Origin of the sequence: Pseudomonas sp. Pc102, assembly GCF_018408275.1 — a bacterium.
Lineage (GTDB): Bacteria > Pseudomonadota > Gammaproteobacteria > Pseudomonadales > Pseudomonadaceae > Metapseudomonas > Metapseudomonas tohonis.
Genome location: NZ_AP021905.1, coordinates 5,728,351 through 5,748,680 on the forward strand (window position 1 = coordinate 5,728,351; position 20,330 = coordinate 5,748,680).

Below are 20,330 nucleotides of genomic sequence, written 5' to 3' on the forward strand. Positions count from 1 at the left end.
CGCAATCCGGACCGGGTTTCATCCCGCCTCCCCTTCCCGACGAAATGCCAGCCCTGGAGCCCGCGAAACCCGTCACGCGAGCGCCCCGCAAATCCCCACGCAGCCCATCTACTACGCCCCTTCCAGGGCTGGCCATCATGACTTCGAAAAATGATGGCCAATTGTCAGCATTGCTCAGTTTCAGGCCAGGGACCCGCTCATATACTCGCGCCCAAACCCTTTCCCTGGCCCGCACTCCGCTGGCATTGCCCGACACCCGCTCGGCAGGCCGCTGTGGCCCTCATCAAGGATCGCGCCATGAACCACGTCTATCGCACCATCTGGAACCACGCCAAAGGTGTCTGGCAAGTCGTTGGGGAGCACACCACGCGGCAGGGCAAGACCAAGTCGAGCAAGGCCGCCAGCGGCGCCGGCCTGCTGGCCATCGGCGCCCTGCTGAGCCCCGGCCTCTATGCGCAGGGCATCGTCACGGACGGGCGCACGGCCACCAGCGTGGTGCAGAACGGCGCGGTCACCGACATCCGCACCGAGACCATCCGCAACGGCAACGGCTTCAACTCCTTCTCGCAGTTCAACGTGGGCAGCGGCGAAACCGCCAACCTTTATGTACCGGACTCGGCCAACGCCCTGATCAACATCGTTCGCGACCAGCGCAGCGAGATCAACGGCATCCTCAACGGCTACAAGAACGGCCAGATCGGCGGCGACATCTATTTCGCCAACCCCCACGGCATGGTCGTGGGCGAGTCCGGCGTGATCAATGTCGGCTCCCTCACTGTCACCACCCCGGACAGCGCCTCCCTGGAACGCCTGATCGGCGCCGACGGCAAGATCGACGACCTCGCCGTGGCCCAGCTGAAGTCCGGCAACCTGCCCCTTTCCGAGTCCGGCCTGGTGTCCATCCGTGGCCAGGTCAATGCCAAGGGCGCCGTCACCCTCAGCGCCCGCGACGTCGGTATCGGCGCCAGCGGGCGCGTCACCGCCGGCCAGCAGGCCATGCCGCGCATCGAGCAACTGGTCAACATCGACGGCCTCGACAGCGCCGCCGCCATGACCGAGGTGAACGGCGAGATCCGCATCGTTGCCGAGAACGACGTGCTCATCGCCGGCCAGGTGAACACCGACGGCGTCGCCGGCAAGGCTGCCGGCGAGATCGAGATCCGCGCCGGCCACGACATCACCATCGCCGACGGCGGCAAGGTGTCCGCCTCGGGCCAGGGCGCGCATTCCGATGGCGCCAAGGTCGTGATCAAGGCCAAGCAGCAGACCACCCTGGCCAAGGGCGGCACCGTGGCGGCCAACGCCGGCAGCAGCGGCAATGGCGGCAAGGTCGAGCTCTCCGCCGACGAACGCGTGACCTGGGCCGGCACCCTGGAGGCCAAGGCCGGCCAGGGCGGCGCCGCCGGCCACGTGCTGATCGACCCGCGCGAAATCAACCTCACCCAGGACCAGCGCCTGGGCGGCACGAACTACAGCCTGCAGGCCTCGGAGAAGATCAGCGTCGCCGACGGCGTGATGATCTCCACCCGCGACATCGCCAACTACCAGACCGCCAGCCAGCAGGAACACCGCGACGCGGTGTCCATCGGCGACTCCGGCGACATCACCCTGGAAGCGCCGACCATCGTCCTCGGCCAGAACGCCAAGCTCTACGCCCACACCAACAACGCCGCCTTCGAGGCCGGTGACGTCACCCTCAAGGCCATCGCCGCCGAAGGCGCCCTGCTCACCCCCGGCATCCTCGTCGGCGTGGGCAGCAACAAGACCGAAATCACCCTGGGGGCCGGCGCCGAGATCCGTGGCGGCCAGGTCACCATCAGCGCCGAGTCCTCCACCGCGCTGACCGACAGCCTGTCCAGCGACGGCCTCTACAACGGCGTCGATGAAAACGGCCACCCCATCGCACAGGTCCTCGACGACGACGAGCTGGAAGAGCAGCGCCAGGCCCTGGCCGATGCCGGTTTGCAAACCGACGACGACGGCGGCAGCGACTTCTTCGGCGGCCTGCTCGACACCCTCGCCAGCAGCGGCCTGCTGGCCTCGGTGCAGGTGCTCGACGCCCAGTCCAAGGTCAACATCGGTGATGGCGTGAGCATCATCGGCAGCAACGACGTGAACATCTCGTCCCACGCCAGCACCAACGCCCAGGCCGAGGTCGCCGACCTGCCGGTGGGCGCCGTGGTCTCTGTGACCAACACCGACGCCCAGCTCAACGTCGGCCAGAACGCCCGCATCGAATCCCTGGGCGGCAACGTCAACCTCAAGAGCCAGTCCGACACCACCGTGGAAACCGCGGTGGAAGCCGGCGCCCTCGAAGGCCTGCCGGTCACCCTCACCGCCAACGTCACCTCGGCCAAGGGCCGTGCCACCACCACCGTCGGCTCCGGCAGCCTGATCAAGGCCGCCTTCGACGCCAGCGTCAGCGCCGAGCAGGTCAAGGTGTTCGACGTCAGCGCCCAGGCCGGCGACGCCGAGGGCGCCATCGGCGTCTCGGTGCTGGTCGCCCTCTCCGACCTGCAGGCCCGCAACGATTTCAACGGCACCCTGGAAGCCGGCGGCAACGCCACCCTGGAAGCCAAGGTGGACACCCAGTCCAATAGCCACGAAGCCGCCGTGATGCTCGGCGACGAGAACAAGATCGTCGCCACCCTGGAGGAGAAGATCGGCGAGGCCGGCGAAGACCCGACCGAGCTGCTCCAGGCCAAGACCAAGGACGGCATCAAGGAGCTGCTGAAGAAGCTCGTCGAGAAGGGCGAGGAAGAAGAAGGCGAGAAAGGCGGCAGCGAGCAGAGCAAGGGCTTCCTCGACGAGCTGGGCGCCGCCGGTGCCCTGGCCTACATAAACCACGACAACCAGGCGCTGCTGACCCTGGGCGGCCAGGCCAAGGTCAAGGCCGGCCAGGATGCCAGCCTCAACGCCGAGGTCACCGACCTCCTGGATTCCACCGTCTCCTCGGTGATCTCCGACAAGAAGAACGCCGACAAGCCGTTCGACTTCAGCACCGAGAGCACCGGCAAGAAGAACGGCGTGGGCGTCGCCATCCTCATCAGCAACCAGGACAACGACGCGGTGCTGAGCGTGCGCCCGGGCGCCGAGCTGGACGCCATGCAGGCCCTCAGCCTGAACGCCAAGACCAGCCTGCCGTGGCTCGACCAGAGCCGCCTGTCCAACCTGATCAAGGCCTTCAGCGCCGACAACCTCAGCGACTTCCTGCAGACCATCAACGAAGGCCAGATGTTCAGCACCTGGGTCAACGCCGCCACCGCCGTCTCCGGCGAAGGCGCCCAGGACAGCGGCACCACCCTCAGCGGCATGGTCGACATCAACCACGTCGGCCTCAACGCCAAGGTGGACGTCGCCGACGGCGTCAACATCAACCAGGACCTGGCCTACCGTGGCCAGGAACAGACCGTCGACATCGAAGCCCGCACCGAGTCGCAGATGGTCAACGTCGCCGCCGACCCGGGCCTGTTCAACAACGAAGGCGGCAAGAACGGCTTCGGTGCCGGCCTCATCGCCGGCATCTACAACAACAGCGCCCAGGCCTCCGTCGGCGCGGTGAACCTCTATGCCAGCGAGCTGAACGTCAACGCCGTCACCGACGTCGACATCCTCAACTACGCGGTGGCCGGCTCCAAGGGCGGCACCAATGCCCTCAGCGGCTCGATCTCCGTCTCCGTGCTGGACAACACCACCCGCGCCGGCATCGACGACGGCGCCAACCTGGTGGTGAGCGACGAGAACGGCGGCAGCGGCGATATCAACATCGGAGCCCGCGACGAGACCGACAGCCTGACCATCACCGGCGGCGTGGTGAAATCCACCAGCAAGGCCGCCGGCGTCGCCGTCGGCGTGCACGCCTTCGACCGCACCACCGAAGCCTGGCTGGGCAGCCGCGACACCCAGCTCGCCGCCGGCTCCGTGGCCGCGTCCGGCGGCCTCAAGGTCGGCGCCAGCGCCGACGGCCGCATCGGCAACTACGCCCTCTCCGTGGCCCTGACCGCACCGCCGGCACCGAGCACCCAGCCCGCCGCGCAATCGCGCGAGGGCACCGGCTCCTTCGGCATCAACATCTCCGGTTCGGCGGCGGTGAACACCCTCGACAACCGGGTTCGCGCGCGTATCACCGACAACCTCGACATCGAGGCCGGCGCGGTCAACGTGCAAGCCAGCGACGACACCGCGCTGCACGCCATCGCCGGCGGCGCCGCCGTCTCAAGCAACACCGGCAACGGCGTCGGCCTGGCCGGCGCCTACACCCAGAACACCGTGGACGCCCTGGTGGAGGCCGAGCTGGCCGCCACCGGCGACGTCACCGCGCGCCGCCTCGACATCAGCGCCGACAACGAAGCCAGCGCCCTGTCGATCTCCGCCGGCGTGTCCGCCAGCGCCTCGGCCAGCAGCTACCAGGTGGCCGGTTCGGTGAGCGTCAACGCCATCGACAGCACCACCCGCGCGCGCCTCGCCGACGGCGCCATCGATGCCGTCGACGGCGTCAACGTCAGCGCCCGCGACGACTCCAGCATCCACGCCGTGGCCGGTGCCGCCAGCTTCGGCGGCAAGGCCGGCGTCGGTGCCGGCCTGTCGATCAACAGCATCGACGGCGCCACCGAAGCGGTGGCCGACGACCTGCGCCGCCTCGACAGCGCCGCCGGCCTCACCCTCGACGCCAGCAGCGACGCCGACCTGGTCTCGGTGGCCGCCGCCATGGGCTACTCCAACAAGTACGCCTTCGACGGCGCCGTGGCCATCAACCAGCTGGACCACGACACCCTCGCCGCCCTGCGTGGCAGCCACGGCCTCAACCTCGGCGGCGCCCTGGCGGTGAACGCCGGCAACACCAGCAGCATCTGGACCGCCTCGGGTTCGGCCGCCATCGGCAACGACGGCGCCATGGGGGCCAGCTTCGGCTACAACACCATCAGCGACCGCGTCAGCGCCGAGATCCTCGACAGCGACGCCGAAGCCGCCAGCATCGCGGTGCAGGCGAGCCAGCAGAGCGACATCAACGCCCTGGTCGCCGGTGGCGCCGTGGCGGCGCGCTCCTCCGCCGTGGCCGGCTCCATCGCCGTCAACACCATCGACAACCGCACCAGCGCCCGCACCGATGACTCCAGCCTGGCCAGCCACGGCTCGCTGCTGGTGAACGCCCAGGACGCCTCGCGCATCCGCAGCCTCACCGGTGCCCTGGCCTATGGCGGCCAGGGTGCGGGCATCGGCATCGCCGGGTCCTATAACGAGATTGCCGGCGCGGTCTACGCCGGCATCAACGGCGGCAACCTCCAGGCCGGTGACCTGGTGCGTGTCAGCGCCCTGCGCAACCAGCAGCTGCAATCCCTGGCCGCGGGCGCCGCGGTCGGCAACAACGTCGGCGTCGCCGGCTCCGTGGCCGTCAATATGGTCGGCGGCGCCACCCTCGCCGAGATCGGCGACGGCGCCCAGGTCCACAGCGACGGCAGCCTGCTGCTGACCGCGCGCTCCGACAGCGACATCGAAACCGTGGCCGGCGCCCTGGGCGTCGGCCTGTCCGGGGTCGGCCTGTCCGGCGCGGTGGCGGTCAACCAGCTCGAAGGCACCACCACCGCCCGCGTCACCGGTGCTTCCACCCACCTCGGCGCCGACGGCCAGGGCGCCGCCCGCGCCATCGACAACGGCCAGCTCAACGGCAACATGGGCAGCGACCTGCGCGATCGCACCCTGCAGGAAAGCATCAAGGGCATCGGCGTCGTCGCCAGCAGCACCGACGAGATCGACACCGTCTCCGTCAGCGTCGGCGGCGGTTCCAGCGTCGGCGTGGCCGGCGCGGTCACCGTCAACAGGGTGGGCGGCTCCACCCTGGCCCAGGTCAGCGGCGCCACCCTCGACAGCGACGCCGCCACCCAGGTCGGCGCCTACCACCACACCCGCGTCACCACCGGCAACGGTGCCGGCGCCGGCGGCGGCACCGCCGGGGTCGGCGTGTCCACCACCACCAACATCCTCGACCACGACACCCAGGCCCTGGTCGCCAACGCCACCCTCGGCAGCGACGCCGGCATCGGCGTCAACGCCCGCGCCACCCACGACCTCAACGCCGTGGTCGTCGGCGCCGCCATCGGCGGTACCGCCGGGGCCAACGGCTCGGTGGCCGTCACCACCCTGGCCGGCACCGTGCGCAGCACCGTGCAGGGCTCCAGCCTGCGCAGCGACGCCGGCGGCATCGAGATCGCCGCCGACGCCGACAACGACCTCGACATCGTCGCCGGCGGCGTGGCGGGCGGCGGTGTAGCCGGCGTCGGCGCCACCGTCATCGTCACCGACCTCAACCAGCGCACCGAGGCCTCCACCTCCGGTGCCACCCGCCTGGACGCCAGCGGCCTCACCGCCATCGACGCCAGCGCCGCCCAGGACGTGACCATCGTCGGCTTCACCGGCGCCGGTGGCGGCACCGCCGGCGTGGCCGGCACCGTCAACGTGCTGGTCGCCAAGGGCCAGACCCTCGCCGGTGTCGGCGCGGGCAGCCAGATCAACACCCAGTTGGGCGGCGCCCAGCAGGACGTGCGCGTGCACGCCCAGGACAGCCTCGAAACCACCGACGTGCTCGGCACCGCCGGTGTCGGCGGCGTGGCCGGCGTCGGTGCCGGTGCCGACGTGCAGGTGGTGCGCAGCGGCGCCATCGCCAGCGTCGGCGACGGCGCCACGGTCAAGGCCGGCCGCGACATCACCGTCGAAGCCGGGAACAGCCGCGACATCGACTCCGTCTCCATCGCCGCAGCCGGCGGTGGCTACGTCGGCGCGGGCGCCGGCGTCTCGGTGGTCAGCGTCGCTTCCGGCGCCTCCTCCCAGGCCACCGGCAGCCTCGACAGCAGCATCCGCAACGCCCAGAACGTCGCCCGCAACTCCGGCCTCAACGGCCAGATGGGCAACGGCTTCTCCGGTTCCAGCCAGCTGCAGGCCGACATCAACGCCAACCAGCAGACCATCAGCCCCAACGACACCTTCCTCAGCACCCCGGATGGCACCGCCTACTCCGCCGCCGCGCGGGTCGGCAACGCCACCCTGGACGCCGGCCGCAACGTCACCGTCAGCGCCCACAACAGCACCGACGCCCTCAGCGAGGCGGCCGGCGTGGCCGGTGGCCTGGTGGGCGCCGGTGCCGGCGTCGCGGTGATCAACGTCGGCGACCGCAGCCTGGCGGAACTGGGCGGCACCCTGCGTGCCGGTGGCAACGTGCGCATCAGCGCCGAAGACGGCCAGGACGGCACCACCCAGGCCCTCGCCCAGGCGGGCGGTGGCGGCCTGGTGGGCCTCGGCGCCGCCGTGGCGGTGAGCGAGAAATCCAGCCAGACTACCGCGCGCATCCTCGACGGCACCCACATCACCGCCGGCGGCGCCCTCAGCGTGGACGCCGACCTCGATCACGCCCTCAAGGCGCAGACCGTCGGCGTCAGTGCCGGCGGCGTGGCCGTGGGCGCGAGCATCGCCACCTCCAGCAGCAGCGGCCAGGCCCAGGCGCTGGTGGGCAAGAACGTGCAGGTCAACGCCGGCAGCCTCGCCGTCGACGCCAGCGCGCGCTCCAGCAACAACGTCGACGCCGTCGGCGTCAGCGGCGGCATCGTCGCCGGCAACGCGGTGGTCGCCACCGCCAGCGATCGCACCAGCGCCCGTGCCTGGGTCGACGACGGCAGCCGCGTCACCACCCAGGGCGCCATCGGCATCCGCGCCAGCACCGACCCGATGACCCGCGCCTTCGCCATCGGCGCTTCCGTGGGCGCCGGCGCCATCGGTGCCAGCGTCGCCACCGCCAACGTCGACAACAGCGTGCAGGCCGGCACCGGCGCGGTGAACCTCACCGGCGGCTCGCTGGAGGTGGACGCATCCGCCCAGCGCACCCGCAGCCAGAGCGCCGAAGCCCAGGCCGTGGGCGCCAGCGGCGGCGCCCTGATGGGCCTGAACGCCACCGTCGCCAGCGCCAACCTGGACACCGACGTGCTCGCCGACCTCGGCCAGGGCACCCAGCTCGCCATCACCGGCAACGCCGCGGTGAAGGCCAGCGACGCCACCCGGGTCAAGACCGACGCCACCGGCATCGCCGTCGGCGGCCTGCTGGCCATCGGCGCCAACGTCGGCCTCGCCGACATCGACGCCACCCAGCGCGTGCGCTTCGGCGCCACCGGGCTGGTGGGCGGCACCCTCGCCCTCTCCGCCACCGGCAGCAACGGCATCAGCGGCGACGCGGTGGCCGGCAGCGGCGGCGTGGTCGCCGGCAGCGCCTCCACCCTCAACCTCGACGCCACCAGCACCACCACCGTCGACGTGCTGGGCAACACCAACATCCTCACCGGCCGTACCGACGTGCTCGCCGAGCACCGCCTCGACTACGCCGCCGACAGCGACTCGATCCAGGCCGCCATGGTCGGCGCCTCGGGCACCTTCATCGACCTCGACCTGGGCGCCACCACCCAGGTGCTGGTGCGCGACGGTGCCCGCGTGGCCGCCCTCGACGGCCTCGACATCGAAGCCCACACCATCACCCAGGGCGGCGCCGAGGCCTTCTCCGGCTCGGGCGGCGTGATCAGCGGCAGCGCCGTGCTGGTCGACAACACGATCCGCGACACCACCCGCATCCAGGTCGGCAACAACGTCGGCCTGGCCACCGTGGGCAGCCCGCTGGACATCGACAAGGGCCACCTGCGCCTGAGCGCCCACAACACCATGCGCGCCGCCGACACCGGCAAGCTGTCCGCCGGTGGCGCCATCGCCGCCCCCTACGCGGGCACCGAGATGGACGTGGACGCCACCAACCAGGTGACCTTCGGCGACAACCTGAGCATGAAGAGCAGCGGCCTGCTGCAGGTGGGCGCGTACAGCGACACCCGCGCCAGCACCAATGCCCGCGTGGACGTCTACGGCCTGGTGGGCGCCGGTGGCGGCGATTCGAAGATCGACCTGACCGCCGCCCAGCTGATCCGCTTCGGCGCCAACGCCGACCTGCTCGGCTACGGCAACCTCGGCCTGCGCGCCGGCCAGAGCGCCGACGGCAACCTGGCCAACGACATCCGCGCCACCGCCAGCACGGTGGTGGTCAACAACACGCTGATCCCGGTGACTGCGGTTCTCGATGCCGACGCGACCGCCACCACCACAAACGACCTGGTGTTCGGCACCGGCGCCCTGCTGCGCTCGGTGCGCAACGTCGACCTCATCGCCACCAACGGTGCGGTCACCGCCAGCGGCGGCGGCGTGGGCAAGAACCCCTACCTGGCGCTGTTCTCCAGCGAGCAGACCACCCGTTCCGACCGGGTCAACCAGCTGGCCAGCCTCAACCTCGCCAACAGCCGCGTGGTGGCGGGCGCGGGCAACCGGCAGGAGGTCTACTGGGACGGCAACCAGCTGCGCACGGTCTCCTCGCTCAACGACCTGAGCGTGCAGTACAAGGCCGCCGGCAGCGCCGGTGCGTTCCGCCCGCTGGCCGAGATCGACGCCACCCTGGCGAGCCTCGCCCAGCAGCTCGCCGGCCTCACCCCGGGCTCGGCCGCGTACACCAGCCTCAACGACCAGATCACCCTCTACACCCAGATGCGCGCCAGCACCGCGCAATCCCTGGGTGCCGGCGCCAACGGCAACACCACCGTGGACAGCCTGGTGATCGGCGACCTCATCGCCGGTGCCGGTGACATCCGCGTCGGGGCCGACCGCATCCAGCAGTCCGGTGCCAACCTGACCGCCTACGGCGCGCCGACGGTGATCATCCACAACAGCTCCGACGACTACCTGGTGACCAACGGCATCCTGGTCTCCGCCGCCGGCACCGGCAGCATCACCTCCACCGGCGCGGCCAAGCTGGCCAACAGCGGCGCCACGCTGACCGAGGTGAAGCGCTCGCAGTCCGACTACTACGACGCCACCCAGCGTCCGAGCGTGCCCTCGATCGTCATCGAGAACACCTACGACACCAACCTGGCGGGCAACACCAGCCCCGCGCCGGGCATCCTGGTGCTGGGCGACATCGAGAACCTCAAGGGCAACACCTCGCTGAGCAACACCTCGGGCAACGTCTCGCAGTTCGCCACCATCGAGAGCTACCAGCTGAGCATGAACGTGCCCAACGGCGACCTGTTCGTCAGCCTGCCGGGCCGCAGCTGGAACCTGGCCTCGGTGCAGTCGGAGTGGGCCAACGTCATCAACGGCCTGAACCCGAGCAGCCTCAGCAGCGGCCGCAACGTCCCCGACGCCATCGCCGAGTTCGCCGCCAACGTGGTCTACAACGGCTCCTACGCCTTCACCAGCAAGGAAGCCTTCACCGACTACCTGATCCGCAACTACGGCAGCGGCAACGGCACCGACCAGCAGATCATCCTCGACGGCATGGTCCGCGGTTACTGGGAGACCGACGACGACAACACCGCCAACCGCGTGTGGTTCAAGGACACCCGGTACGAATACAGCGGCAACATGTCGGCCAGCGACCATGACTTCTGGACCGGCAACACCGGTGTATGGGATTGGCGCTACACCATGATGCAGGCCTACAAGACGCAGAACAGCGCGGCCCTCGGCCAGTCCGACACCTCGGGCTCCACCGCCAGCGCCCTGCGCGTGGGCGGCGCCCTGGCGATCAACGCGAAGAACATCAACATCAACGCCGGCATCGAGGTGGGCGCGCGCACCGACTGGTCGCTGAACCTGGGCGCCGCCGCGGCCGCCGAGATCGCCAGCATCGCCAACGGCAACGGCCTGGTGCGCCTGAACAACGTCAGCGGCATCGCCGACGGCAACGGCGCCGACGAGGTCCCGGTGGTGTACTGGGACTCGGACAAGCAGCGCATCCAGGTGCAGCGCATCAACGCCGCCGGCGGCGGCTCGGTGTCGCTGACCGGCAACATCATCAACACCAACACGGTGGGCAACATCGTCGTCAACTCCGGCTACGGCGATGTCGAGATCAACAACACCACCGGCCGCGACCTGATGCTCACCGACATCGACCTGGGCAACGGTGGCCAGAGCGTGGTGCGCATCACCGATACCCTCAAGCACTGGGGCGACGGCCGCGCGCAGACCTGGTGGTACGTCAACCAGGCCGGCCAGGACAGCGTCTCGGTCTACAACAACGCCAACGGCGCCACCGCCCTCACCGGCGCCAGCCTGGCGAGCGTGATCGGCCGCGACTTCACCTACAACCCGCAGGCCGGCGCCCGCTACGAGTGGACCCAGGACTACCACATCACCCGTACCTACACCGGCCCCACCAGCATCTCGGGCAAGAGCGATGAGATCCCCGGCAACCTGGGCAACTGGGTGAGCGAGATCGCCACCGCCGACGGCAAGGCCTACCTGACCAGCGCCGGCGACGTGGTGGTCCGCGCCGTCACCGGTGACGACAAGGCCTTCATGCAGTGGGCCGACGCCGACATCGGCTACACCACCGTGCGCGCCACCTCCAACGGCGACGAGTGGGGCGGCTACTACGCCGGGGCCACCTTCGACCTGGCCACCGACATCCAGATGACCGTCACCAACAGCGTGAAGGCCGACCACGCCATCCCGATCCGCTTCGTCGGCAACAACGAGTCGCGCCTGCAGGTGGATTCCGGCTCCAACGTGCTGATCGGCGGCGCCATCCGCAACGACGTCGGCACCAGCACGTTCGACGTCACCGGCTCGCTGCTGCAGGCCGGCGGTTCGCTCCAGGGCAAGGACCTGGTGCTCAATGCCAGCGCCGGCATCGGCAGCGCCAGCGACGCGCTGAAGCTGATCGACTCCCGCGTGGCCGGTGCCTCGGTCAGCGCCAGCAGCCAGGGCGACATCTTCCTGGCCAGCAGCGGCGACTTCTACGCCAAGTCGATCCAGACCACGGGCGACGTCACCGTCAACGCGGTCGGCGGCATCTACCAGCACGCCGGCGCCGTGGGCGTGTCCATCGGGGGCGACGTGCTCAACCTGCACTCGGGCTCGGGCAGCTCCATCGGCGGGGTCAACAACCCGCTGGTCACCCAGAGCAACGAGATCAACGCCTCCGCCCCGGGCAGCGTCACCCTCACCCAGGGCAGCGGCAACATGAACGTCGGCTACATCGAGTCGCTGTTCGGCAACGTCGAGCTCAACACCCCGAGCGGGCAGATCCTCGGCGCCGCGCCCAAGGGCGAGGACCAGGACGCCAAGCTGCAGGAGAAGATCGCCGAATGGGAGGCCATGGGCCTCACCGACGCCAACCACGCGCAGAGCACCATCAATGGCTACGAGAATCGGGTGGAGCGCTACTACAGCGACTACTGGACCATTCGCGAGCGCGCCAGCAACCCGGATGGCAGCTTCAGCCTGACCAGCGCGGGCCTGGACCTCTACCGCGAACAGGTCAGCGCCAGTCTCGGCCACAGCGCCAGCGACGCCGAGATCAACAGCGCCATGAAGGCCCGCTACCTGGAGGCGAAGAGCTTCCTGGCCGGCGCGCCGGGCGTCGACCAGGGCCTGCTGCAGACCCGTGCGGCCGACTTCCAGTACAGCCTGGACACCGGCTCCGAGCTATACGCGCAGATGACCCACGGCGCGGTCTGGGACAAGAGCATGCTGGGCACGGTGATCAACGCCGGCGCGGTGGCGGGCGACCGTCCCTCCACCGGCGCGCTGCCCAACGTCTCCGCGACCCAGGGCTCGATCCGCCTGAACAACGACCCGACCCAGGCCCTGCCCGAGGCGGAGACCCTGGTCTTCACCCTCAAGCGCACCGACGGCTACCTGCCGATCGTCACCCAGCTCTCTTCCTCGGAAGGCAACAGCTACAGCTCCAGCCAGCTGATGGCCTTCCTCGCCGAGGCCAAGCCGGGCACGCTGCAGGCCGACCAGGTGGACGGCGACACCGTGCGCATCACCCTGCGCCCGCGCTACGACCTGGCGGTGGAAGCCAAGGACCCGGTGGTGATCGACGCCAAGGGCGACTATCACGTCGGCACCTCCCAGGACGTGATCCTCAAGGACATCACCGTGGGCGGCACCCTCTACGTCTACGCCGGCCGCGACGTGATCAACCAGACCGCCACCGGCGTCGCCGGCGCCGTCACCGGCGGCCTGTACATCGACGCCGGCCGCAACATCGGCTCGCCGGACAACCCCATCCAGGTCACCAACAACGGCAACGACCCGGTCACCGTGTACCGCCTGGTCGCCCCGGGCACCGCCAACGTGGTGGTGCTCAACGGCAACGTGGTGGTCGGCAAGATCGACGTGAAGGGCGAAACCAACCTGGTGGCCAACAACGGCAACTTCTACTCCCTGGGCGACCACGCCACCTTCGATGGCGGCCTGGTCAACCTGCGCGCCGTGGACGGCAACGGCCAGACCTCCGGCTACATCGGCACCGCGCTGAACCCGTTCAACGTCGTGCAAAAGCAGGGTGCCCTGGGCCTGTTCGGCCTCGGTGCCAACCTGGTCGCCACGCAGAACGACCTGGTGATGTCCAACGGCGTGCTGGACGGCCTGGTGTCGCTCACCGCCAGCCTCGGCTCGATCCTCATGGACGACGAGGACTCGGTGATCCGCACCACCGACGAAGGCACCGGCCAGGTCGACCTGGTCGCCGCCACCGGCATCGGTGCAACCGGCGCCGCCATCCGCCTGGATACCGGCCACTTCAACGCCGAGACCCCGGTGGGCGACGTCAACCTGCACCTGCACCGCGAGGCCCGCGCCGAGCGCGTGCATGCCCTGACCGGTTCCGCCCACCTGGTGGGCGACGGCGACGGCGTGCTCGGCACCACCGACCTGGACCTGGCCGACGTGCGCATCGCCCGTGACCTGGAGCTGCGCGCCGAAAGCATCCGTGGCCAGGTCACCCAGACCGTGCAGGCCACCCCGCTGCGCCTGTGGGCCACCAACCTGCAGGGCGGCGTGGCCGACCGCATCGACCTGGGCATCACCGCCGCGCCCTACGTGCTCAACGAGCAACTGGCCGCCCGCGTCGCGGACATCCGCTCCAACGCCACGCGCTTCAACATCGTCAACGGCCACATCGGCGAAGAGCTGAAGCTCACCACCGGCTACGTCAGCGCGCTGATGGACAACACCACCCCGGCACTGCGCTACGCCAGCGACTTCCAGTACTACATCCCCTGGAAGGGCTTCTCGCTGGACCTGGAGACCCGTGGCGCCACCGGCTCCCACGCGCCCATGTGGTTCAACTCGGCCCGTGGCGTGTTCACCCGCAACATGGTCACCAGCGGCCACGCCACCTTCGACCTGGCCCGCCCGCACTTCAGCACCGACCTGCGCCAGACCGGCGGGGAGGCGATGCCCGCCTTCTCCGCGGCCTACCCCGTGCGCCCGGCGCTGCAGCGTGCCAATGCCATCTCCACCGCCCCCCTGGCGGTCAACCTCGGTACCCAGAGCAGTGACGATGACTCCATCTAAGACCCTGACCAGCGGCGGCCTGCGGGCCGTCGCCAGCCGCGCGCCCTTCCTGCTCGGTGCCGCCGGGCTGCTGTTCGCCGCCTGCGCCAACGCCGAGGCGCTGCCCTCCGGCGCGCTGCCCGGCGCCATCAGCTCGGAGCTGCTGCGCCAGCCGCAGCGCGCCCAGGAGCGCCAGGAAGCCCGCCCGCAGGACGACACGCCGGTGCTCGACGTGCCGGTGGTGGGCGACCAGAAGCTGCCGGACAACCCCAACGTCGCCTTCCAGCTGGACGCGGTGGTGTTCAGCGAGACCGCCATCCTCGACGCCCAGCAACTGCAGGAAATCGCCAGGCCCTACCTCGGCCGCAAGGTGGGCTTCGCCGACCTGCAGCAACTGATCTCGGCGGTGAACCGCCTGTACGACGAGAAGGGCTACGTCACCGCCCGCGCCATCCTGCCGCCCCAGCGCATCGAGCAGGGCCGCGTGCGCATCCAGCTGGTGGAAGGCCGCGTCGGCGAGCTGGTGCTCGAAGGCAACAGCTACATGAACGAGGACTTCATCCGCGAGCGCCTGGACATCGGCAACGGCGAGCTGGTGGACCCCAAGCGCCTGGAAGCCGAGCTGTCGCGCTTCAACCGGGTGAGCAACGGCACCCTCTCCGCCTCGCTGCAGCCGGGCAAGGGCTACGGCCTCACCGACGTCTACGTGAACGTCAACGAGCCGCCGCAGAACAGCCTCGACCTGTTCGCCAACAACCACGGCTACGAATCCACCGGTGAAGAAACCGGCGGCATGATGTACCGCCACTACGGCGCCCTCGGCCGTGACGACGTGTTCTCCGCCTTCCTCTCCGGCTCGCGGGGTTCGGGCGTGGGCATGCTGTCCTACGACGCGCCCTTCAACACCCTGGGCGGGCGCATCGGCGGGCGCCTGGGCAAGAGCAAGGCGAAGGTGATCTACGGGCCCTTCCGCAGCCTGGATTCGGAGAGCGACTCGAAGAACGGCTCGCTGTTCATCAGCCACCCGCTGTGGAGCAACCAGGACTGGCTGCTCACCGGCCAGCTGACCTACGGCGAGCAGCGCACCAAGAACTACATCGCCGATGTCTTCCTCAACGAAAACCGCGTGCGCACCACCCAGGCCGACCTCACCGCGCTGTACCTGGCGCCGGGCCGCTCCCTGCGCGTGGGCCTGGGCTACCAGGATGCCCGCAGCGAGCTGGAAGGCACCGCGATCCGCGAGAACTACGGCCTCTGGGTGGGCTACTGGCAGTTCTACCAGGCCCTCAGCGCGGACTGGTACCTGAACGCCACGGGCGCCTGGCAGTACGCCAACCGCGAGGGCGTGCCCTCCAGCCAGCTGTTCCAGATCGGCGGCGCCTCCACCGTGCGCGGCTACCGCCAGGGCGAGCTGGCCGGCGACGGCGGCCTGTACTCCAACCTGCAGGCCAACTACCGCATCACCCAGGCCCTCACCGGCTTCGGCTTCTACGACTACGGGCGCATCGACTCCTCGTTCCGCCAGCCGGAGAAGCTGGACAGCGTGGGCGGAGGCTTCAACTGGCAGGCCACCTCGCGCCTGAGCGGCGAGGTGACCCTAGGCGTGCCCCTGACCAAGGTGCGCTCCGACCAGGACAACGCCTACGTCAACCTGCAAGTGGTGTTCAAGGTCCTCTGACGCCACGCACCCGAATCCGCTCCCGTGCTGAAGCCCGGCCCACGTGACCCCATCTCGTGGGCAGGGCTTCGGCGCCGGGGCGGCCCTATCGCACCGCCCTCCCTCGTAGCCGGACTTCAGTCCGGGAGCCTCGGCACCCGAGCCCCCAGAAAAACACTGAACCGCGTATTTCGCCGGGCAGTCCATCCTTACAAGCCCGTCGGCAAGCCGGGCTTATCCGTCTCGGACGTCATTGCTCCACTCGGCCTCCACAAAGGGCCTATCCGAGTGCCAAAGAACGAGAGAGGAGACTCCCCTCATGAAACGCACCGCCCTGTTGATCACAGCCGCCCTGATGGCTTCCCCGGTGTTCGCCGATGACCTCTGCACCATCAACCTGCAGAAGATCAGCGACGCCATGGCCACCAACACCACCCTGGGCGACCCGCTGAAGAAAGAAGTGGAAGACCTGCGCATGAAGGCCGAACAGGCCAAGACCGCCGGCGATACCGAAGCCTGCATCAACTCGTCCAACATGGCGTTGCAGCGCCTGCAAGGGCCGAACAAGGAAGGCGGTAGCGACGGCGCCAGCCAGTGATCGGCCCCGCGTGAACAAGCCAGCCTCGTGCTGGCTTTTTCATGCCCCGCGCAACCCCTCGCCCCTGCCTATACTCCTGGACACCCCTGCCAGGAGCCTCGCCATGCGCCGTCTCGCCGCCTTCATCGCCGCCGCCCTGATCAGCGCCCCGCTCTGGGCCATGCACTGCCCCCAGGACATGGCCAGGATCGACGAAATGCTCAAGACCGACCCGCCCTCCGACGCCGCCCTGCTGGCGGAGGTGCAGCGCCTGCGCGCGGAAGGCGAAGAACTGCACAAGGCCGGCAACCACACGGAGTCGGCCAGGGTGCTCAAGGAAGCCATCGACATGCTGCAAGCCAGCGAATGAGCCTGGCCCGGCATCAGTAAGCATCCACGCTCTTGGAACGCGGCTTTGCTTTTGGTCAGCTGAAAGGCTCGAAGCATGCGGCCGCCACTCACGTCGGACGTAGGGTGTGCTGCGCGCACCTGGGACTCGCCGGAAGCACCGTGCGGCGGTGCGCACGGCACGCCCTACGGCACGAGTTCGTCCTGCCGAGTTCTCAGCTCGAATCGTCACTGGCAGAACCGATGACTGATGACCACGCCCTAAGGACGTGGCTTCTCAAGTTCAGATGAAAAAGGGCTGCACACAGCCCGGGGCCAGGGCCGGTTCAGATCACCGGCGGCTCGCGCTCCAGCAGCGACAGCGCCAGGCGGCGCACCTGCTGCAGGTCCACCGGTTTGGTCAGGCAGGCATCGGCCCCGCGCCGACGCGCTTCGGAGAGGCTGGCCTCGTCCACCGCCGCGCTCACCACCAGCACCGGTATCCCACGCAAGCGCGGAGTGCGGCGTACGTAGTCGAGCACCTCCAGGCCATCGCCATCGGGCAGGTCGAGGTCCAGCAGCAACAGTGCCGGCGTCTGGGCTTCCAGGGTCGACAGGGCGCGCCCGACCGAGCCCGCACCGCGCACTTCGGCCATGTCGCGCAGGCCTTCCTTGAGCACCTTGAGGCAGGCCGGGTGGTCTTCGACGCAGAGCACCTGGGCCAGCACCGGCGCTGCCGGGTTTTCCTGCGCAGCCCCCTGCGCCTGATTGGGCGGCGCGGCACTGGGCAGGTCGATCCAGAAGCGGCTGCCGATGTCGCGGGTGCTGCTGAAGCCGATCTCCCCGCCCATCAGCTCCGCCAGCTCGCGGCACAGCACCAGGCCGATGCCGGTGCCAGGGATGGTCGAGTTCTCGCGCCCCAGGCGCTGGAAGGGTTGGAACAGCATGGCCTGCTGCTCCTCGCTGAGTCCCGAGCCGCTGTCCGCCACCCACAGCCGGACACCGGCCGAGCGCAGCTCGTAGCCCAGGCTGACCATGCCCTGCGGGCTGTTGTACTTCACCGCGTTGGACAGCAGGTTGAGCAGCACCTGGCGCAGGCGCCGGGCATCGGCCAGGACGAAGAGCGGCGGCTCCGGCGGCGCCATCATCTGCAGGTGCAGCTGCCGGGTCTGCAACTCGGGCTGGATCAGCTCGGCGCAACCGGCCAGCAGCGGGCCGATCTCCACCGGTTTGAGCTGCAGTTGCTGGCGACGGTTCTCGATGCTCGACAGGTCGAGGATGTCGTCCACCAGGGAGGTCAGGTGGCGGCTGGCGTTGACGATCTCCTGGGCGTACTCGGCTTCCTCGCGGCGCTCGTCCTTGCCCTCGGTCTCCAGCCCGATCAACTGGGCGAAGCCGTGGATGGCGTTGAGCGGCGTGCGCAATTCGTGGCTCATGCTGGAGAGGAAGCGGCTCTTGGCCTGGCTCGCCGCCATGGCCTCGCGGCTGGCGCGGCGCAACTCGTCCTCCACCTGCTTGAGGCGGGTGATGTCCACATGGGTGCCCGCCACCAGTTGGGCGCGGCCTTCGGCGTCGCGCTCCAGCACCTTGCCGCGGCTCAGCAGCCAGGCGTACTGGCCATCGGCATCGGCGAAACGGTATTCGGCGTCGAAGTTGTCCTGGCCGCTGTCGGCGAAGAACAGCCGCAACCGGCGCACGCGCTCGACGTCGTCGGGGTGCACGCGGTCATTGAAGTCGCTGAAGCTGAGCTCGTCGGAGGGCAGGCCGAAACGCTTCACGAAGCGCCCGCTCATCTTGATCGACAGCGTGCGCGCGTCCACTTCCCAGAGGCTTTCGGTGGTGCTCTCCAGCACCAGTTCCAGGTTGCGCTGGGCCTCGACACGCTCCTCCTCGCTGGCGCGCAACTGGTCGCCGGTCTGCTGCACCGCCAGGGCCATGGACTCCAGCTCCATGATCCGGCTGCTCGGCGCCTCGGGGCTGAAGTCGCCCTGGCCGATGCGCTGCATCATCCCGGAGATGCCGGCCAGCGGCACCGAGAGTTCGTCGCTCAGGCGTCGCGAGCGGGCCCACATCCAGGCGAAGAACAGTGCATAGAAGAAGGCCAGGCCGGCGATCAGCAGGTAGCCGATCTGCTGGTAGCGTTCGGCGAGGCGGTTGGTCTCGCGGAAGATATTGGCCTCGTCCACCACCATCATCAGGCGCCAGCCGGTCTGCGGGATCTCGGTCCAGGCCACCAGTTGCTTGCGCCCGCCGAGCAGCACCTCCTTCATGTTGCCCTGGCCGGACTGCATGGCCTGGAGGATGGGCTGCATCTCGGCGTGCTTGGCCAGGTTGAAGTCTTCCGGCTTGAGCACCTCGCGGCGCACCGCCTCCTCGTAGGAGTAGCGGGTCAGCTCGCGCAGGCCGAAGTCGCGCTCCCCCGCCGCCGGCAGCGCCATGATGCTGTTGTCGCGGCTCACCAGCATGGCGTAGCCCTGCCACGGCACCTTGAGGTTGCTGATGGCGCCGAGCATCTGCCCGACCGTGATATCCAGGCCGACCACGCCTTCGAGGAAATCGTCGCGGTACACCGGCGCGATCGCCGACATCATCCAGCCCTGGCCGGCCGGGTCGAGGTAGACGTCGGTCCAGACCACCTTGCGCCCGGGGTTGTGGCCGGCGTCGGCGAGGTAATAGAAGTTGTAGTCGGGTATCACCATGTCATGGGGATACTGCTCGGGCGTCATGAAGAAGGGGTAGATGCGGTTGTAGCTGTCCCAGCTGTTGAAGTAGACCGCCGCCATCAGCGGGTCGCTCTCGCGGATCGAGCGCATCAGCGGATCGAGCTGCGACAGGCGTAGCGCCTTCTCGTGATCCTGGCGCTCCACCGGCGTGCTGTTGGCATAGAAGGAGGCGGAGCGGCCGTCGTCGCTCTGGGTATAGAACACGCCATCCTCGCTGAGGCGATGGCGCGAACGCTCCAGCTCGTCGGGCTGGAAGCTGCGGTCCTGCACGGCGCGGGCGGCGCTGTCGCGGAACAACCGGGCGAGGCCCTCGATGCTCTGCAGGCGCCCGTCGATGATCTTGCCCTCCCGTACCACCGCGCTGCCGAGATCCTCCAGCGCGCTCTGCTGCAGGTAGTCCACCTGGGCATCGCGGATCGCGCTGTTGGTCAGCAGGTAGATGGCGATCAGCACCGACTCCACCAGAATCAGCGGGATCAGCGCGCTTTGCACGAACGCACGCCATATCCACTGGCGCAACGGGTAACGGGGGGAGCGCGGCATTCGGAGGACTCGTTTGAGGGACATCCTGACAATAGCTGGCAATCATAAGCGAAGCCGGCGGACAGCCCAATTGTGCACTGACCGTCGACGCGGAGGCGCCTTTGGCGTACCATCCGCCTCCTAGCTTTACCACTAGAAG

Annotated in this window: 5 protein-coding genes; 4 read left to right on the forward strand and 1 reads right to left on the reverse strand. The window is 69.2% G+C overall.

What is annotated here, in order from left to right; genetic code table 11:
• Window positions 1-297 precede the first annotated feature (297 nt).
• The 4 genes from PHLH3_RS30740 to PHLH3_RS26255 all read left to right on the forward strand — a co-directional run bounded on the left by PHLH3_RS30740 (window position 298) and on the right by PHLH3_RS26255 (window position 16,968).
• A complete protein-coding gene (locus PHLH3_RS30740; RefSeq protein WP_213626353.1) occupies window positions 298-14,385 on the forward strand; it encodes a leukotoxin LktA family filamentous adhesin in 14,088 nt (4,695 codons plus the stop codon).
• Complete coding sequence (locus PHLH3_RS26245) at window positions 14,372-16,042, forward strand: ShlB/FhaC/HecB family hemolysin secretion/activation protein (RefSeq protein ID WP_173179028.1); 1,671 nt, start codon at window positions 14,372-14,374, stop codon at window positions 16,040-16,042. Before PHLH3_RS30740 ends, PHLH3_RS26245 begins: the two co-directional genes overlap by 14 nt.
• 298 nt (window positions 16,043-16,340) lie before the next feature.
• Window positions 16,341-16,619, forward strand: coding sequence for a hypothetical protein (locus PHLH3_RS26250; protein WP_111260189.1), 279 nt, complete (start codon window positions 16,341-16,343; stop codon window positions 16,617-16,619).
• Between the two features lie 103 nt (window positions 16,620-16,722).
• On the forward strand, window positions 16,723-16,968 hold the full coding sequence (locus tag PHLH3_RS26255; RefSeq protein ID WP_213626354.1) for a hypothetical protein: 246 nt from the start codon (window positions 16,723-16,725) through the stop codon (window positions 16,966-16,968).
• A gap of 304 nt (window positions 16,969-17,272) precedes the next feature.
• Here PHLH3_RS26255 and PHLH3_RS26260 read toward each other — a convergent pair whose 3' ends face one another.
• A complete protein-coding gene (locus PHLH3_RS26260) occupies window positions 17,273-20,191 on the reverse strand; it encodes an ATP-binding protein (protein ID WP_213626355.1) in 2,919 nt (972 codons plus the stop codon).
• Window positions 20,192-20,330 lie beyond the last annotated feature (139 nt).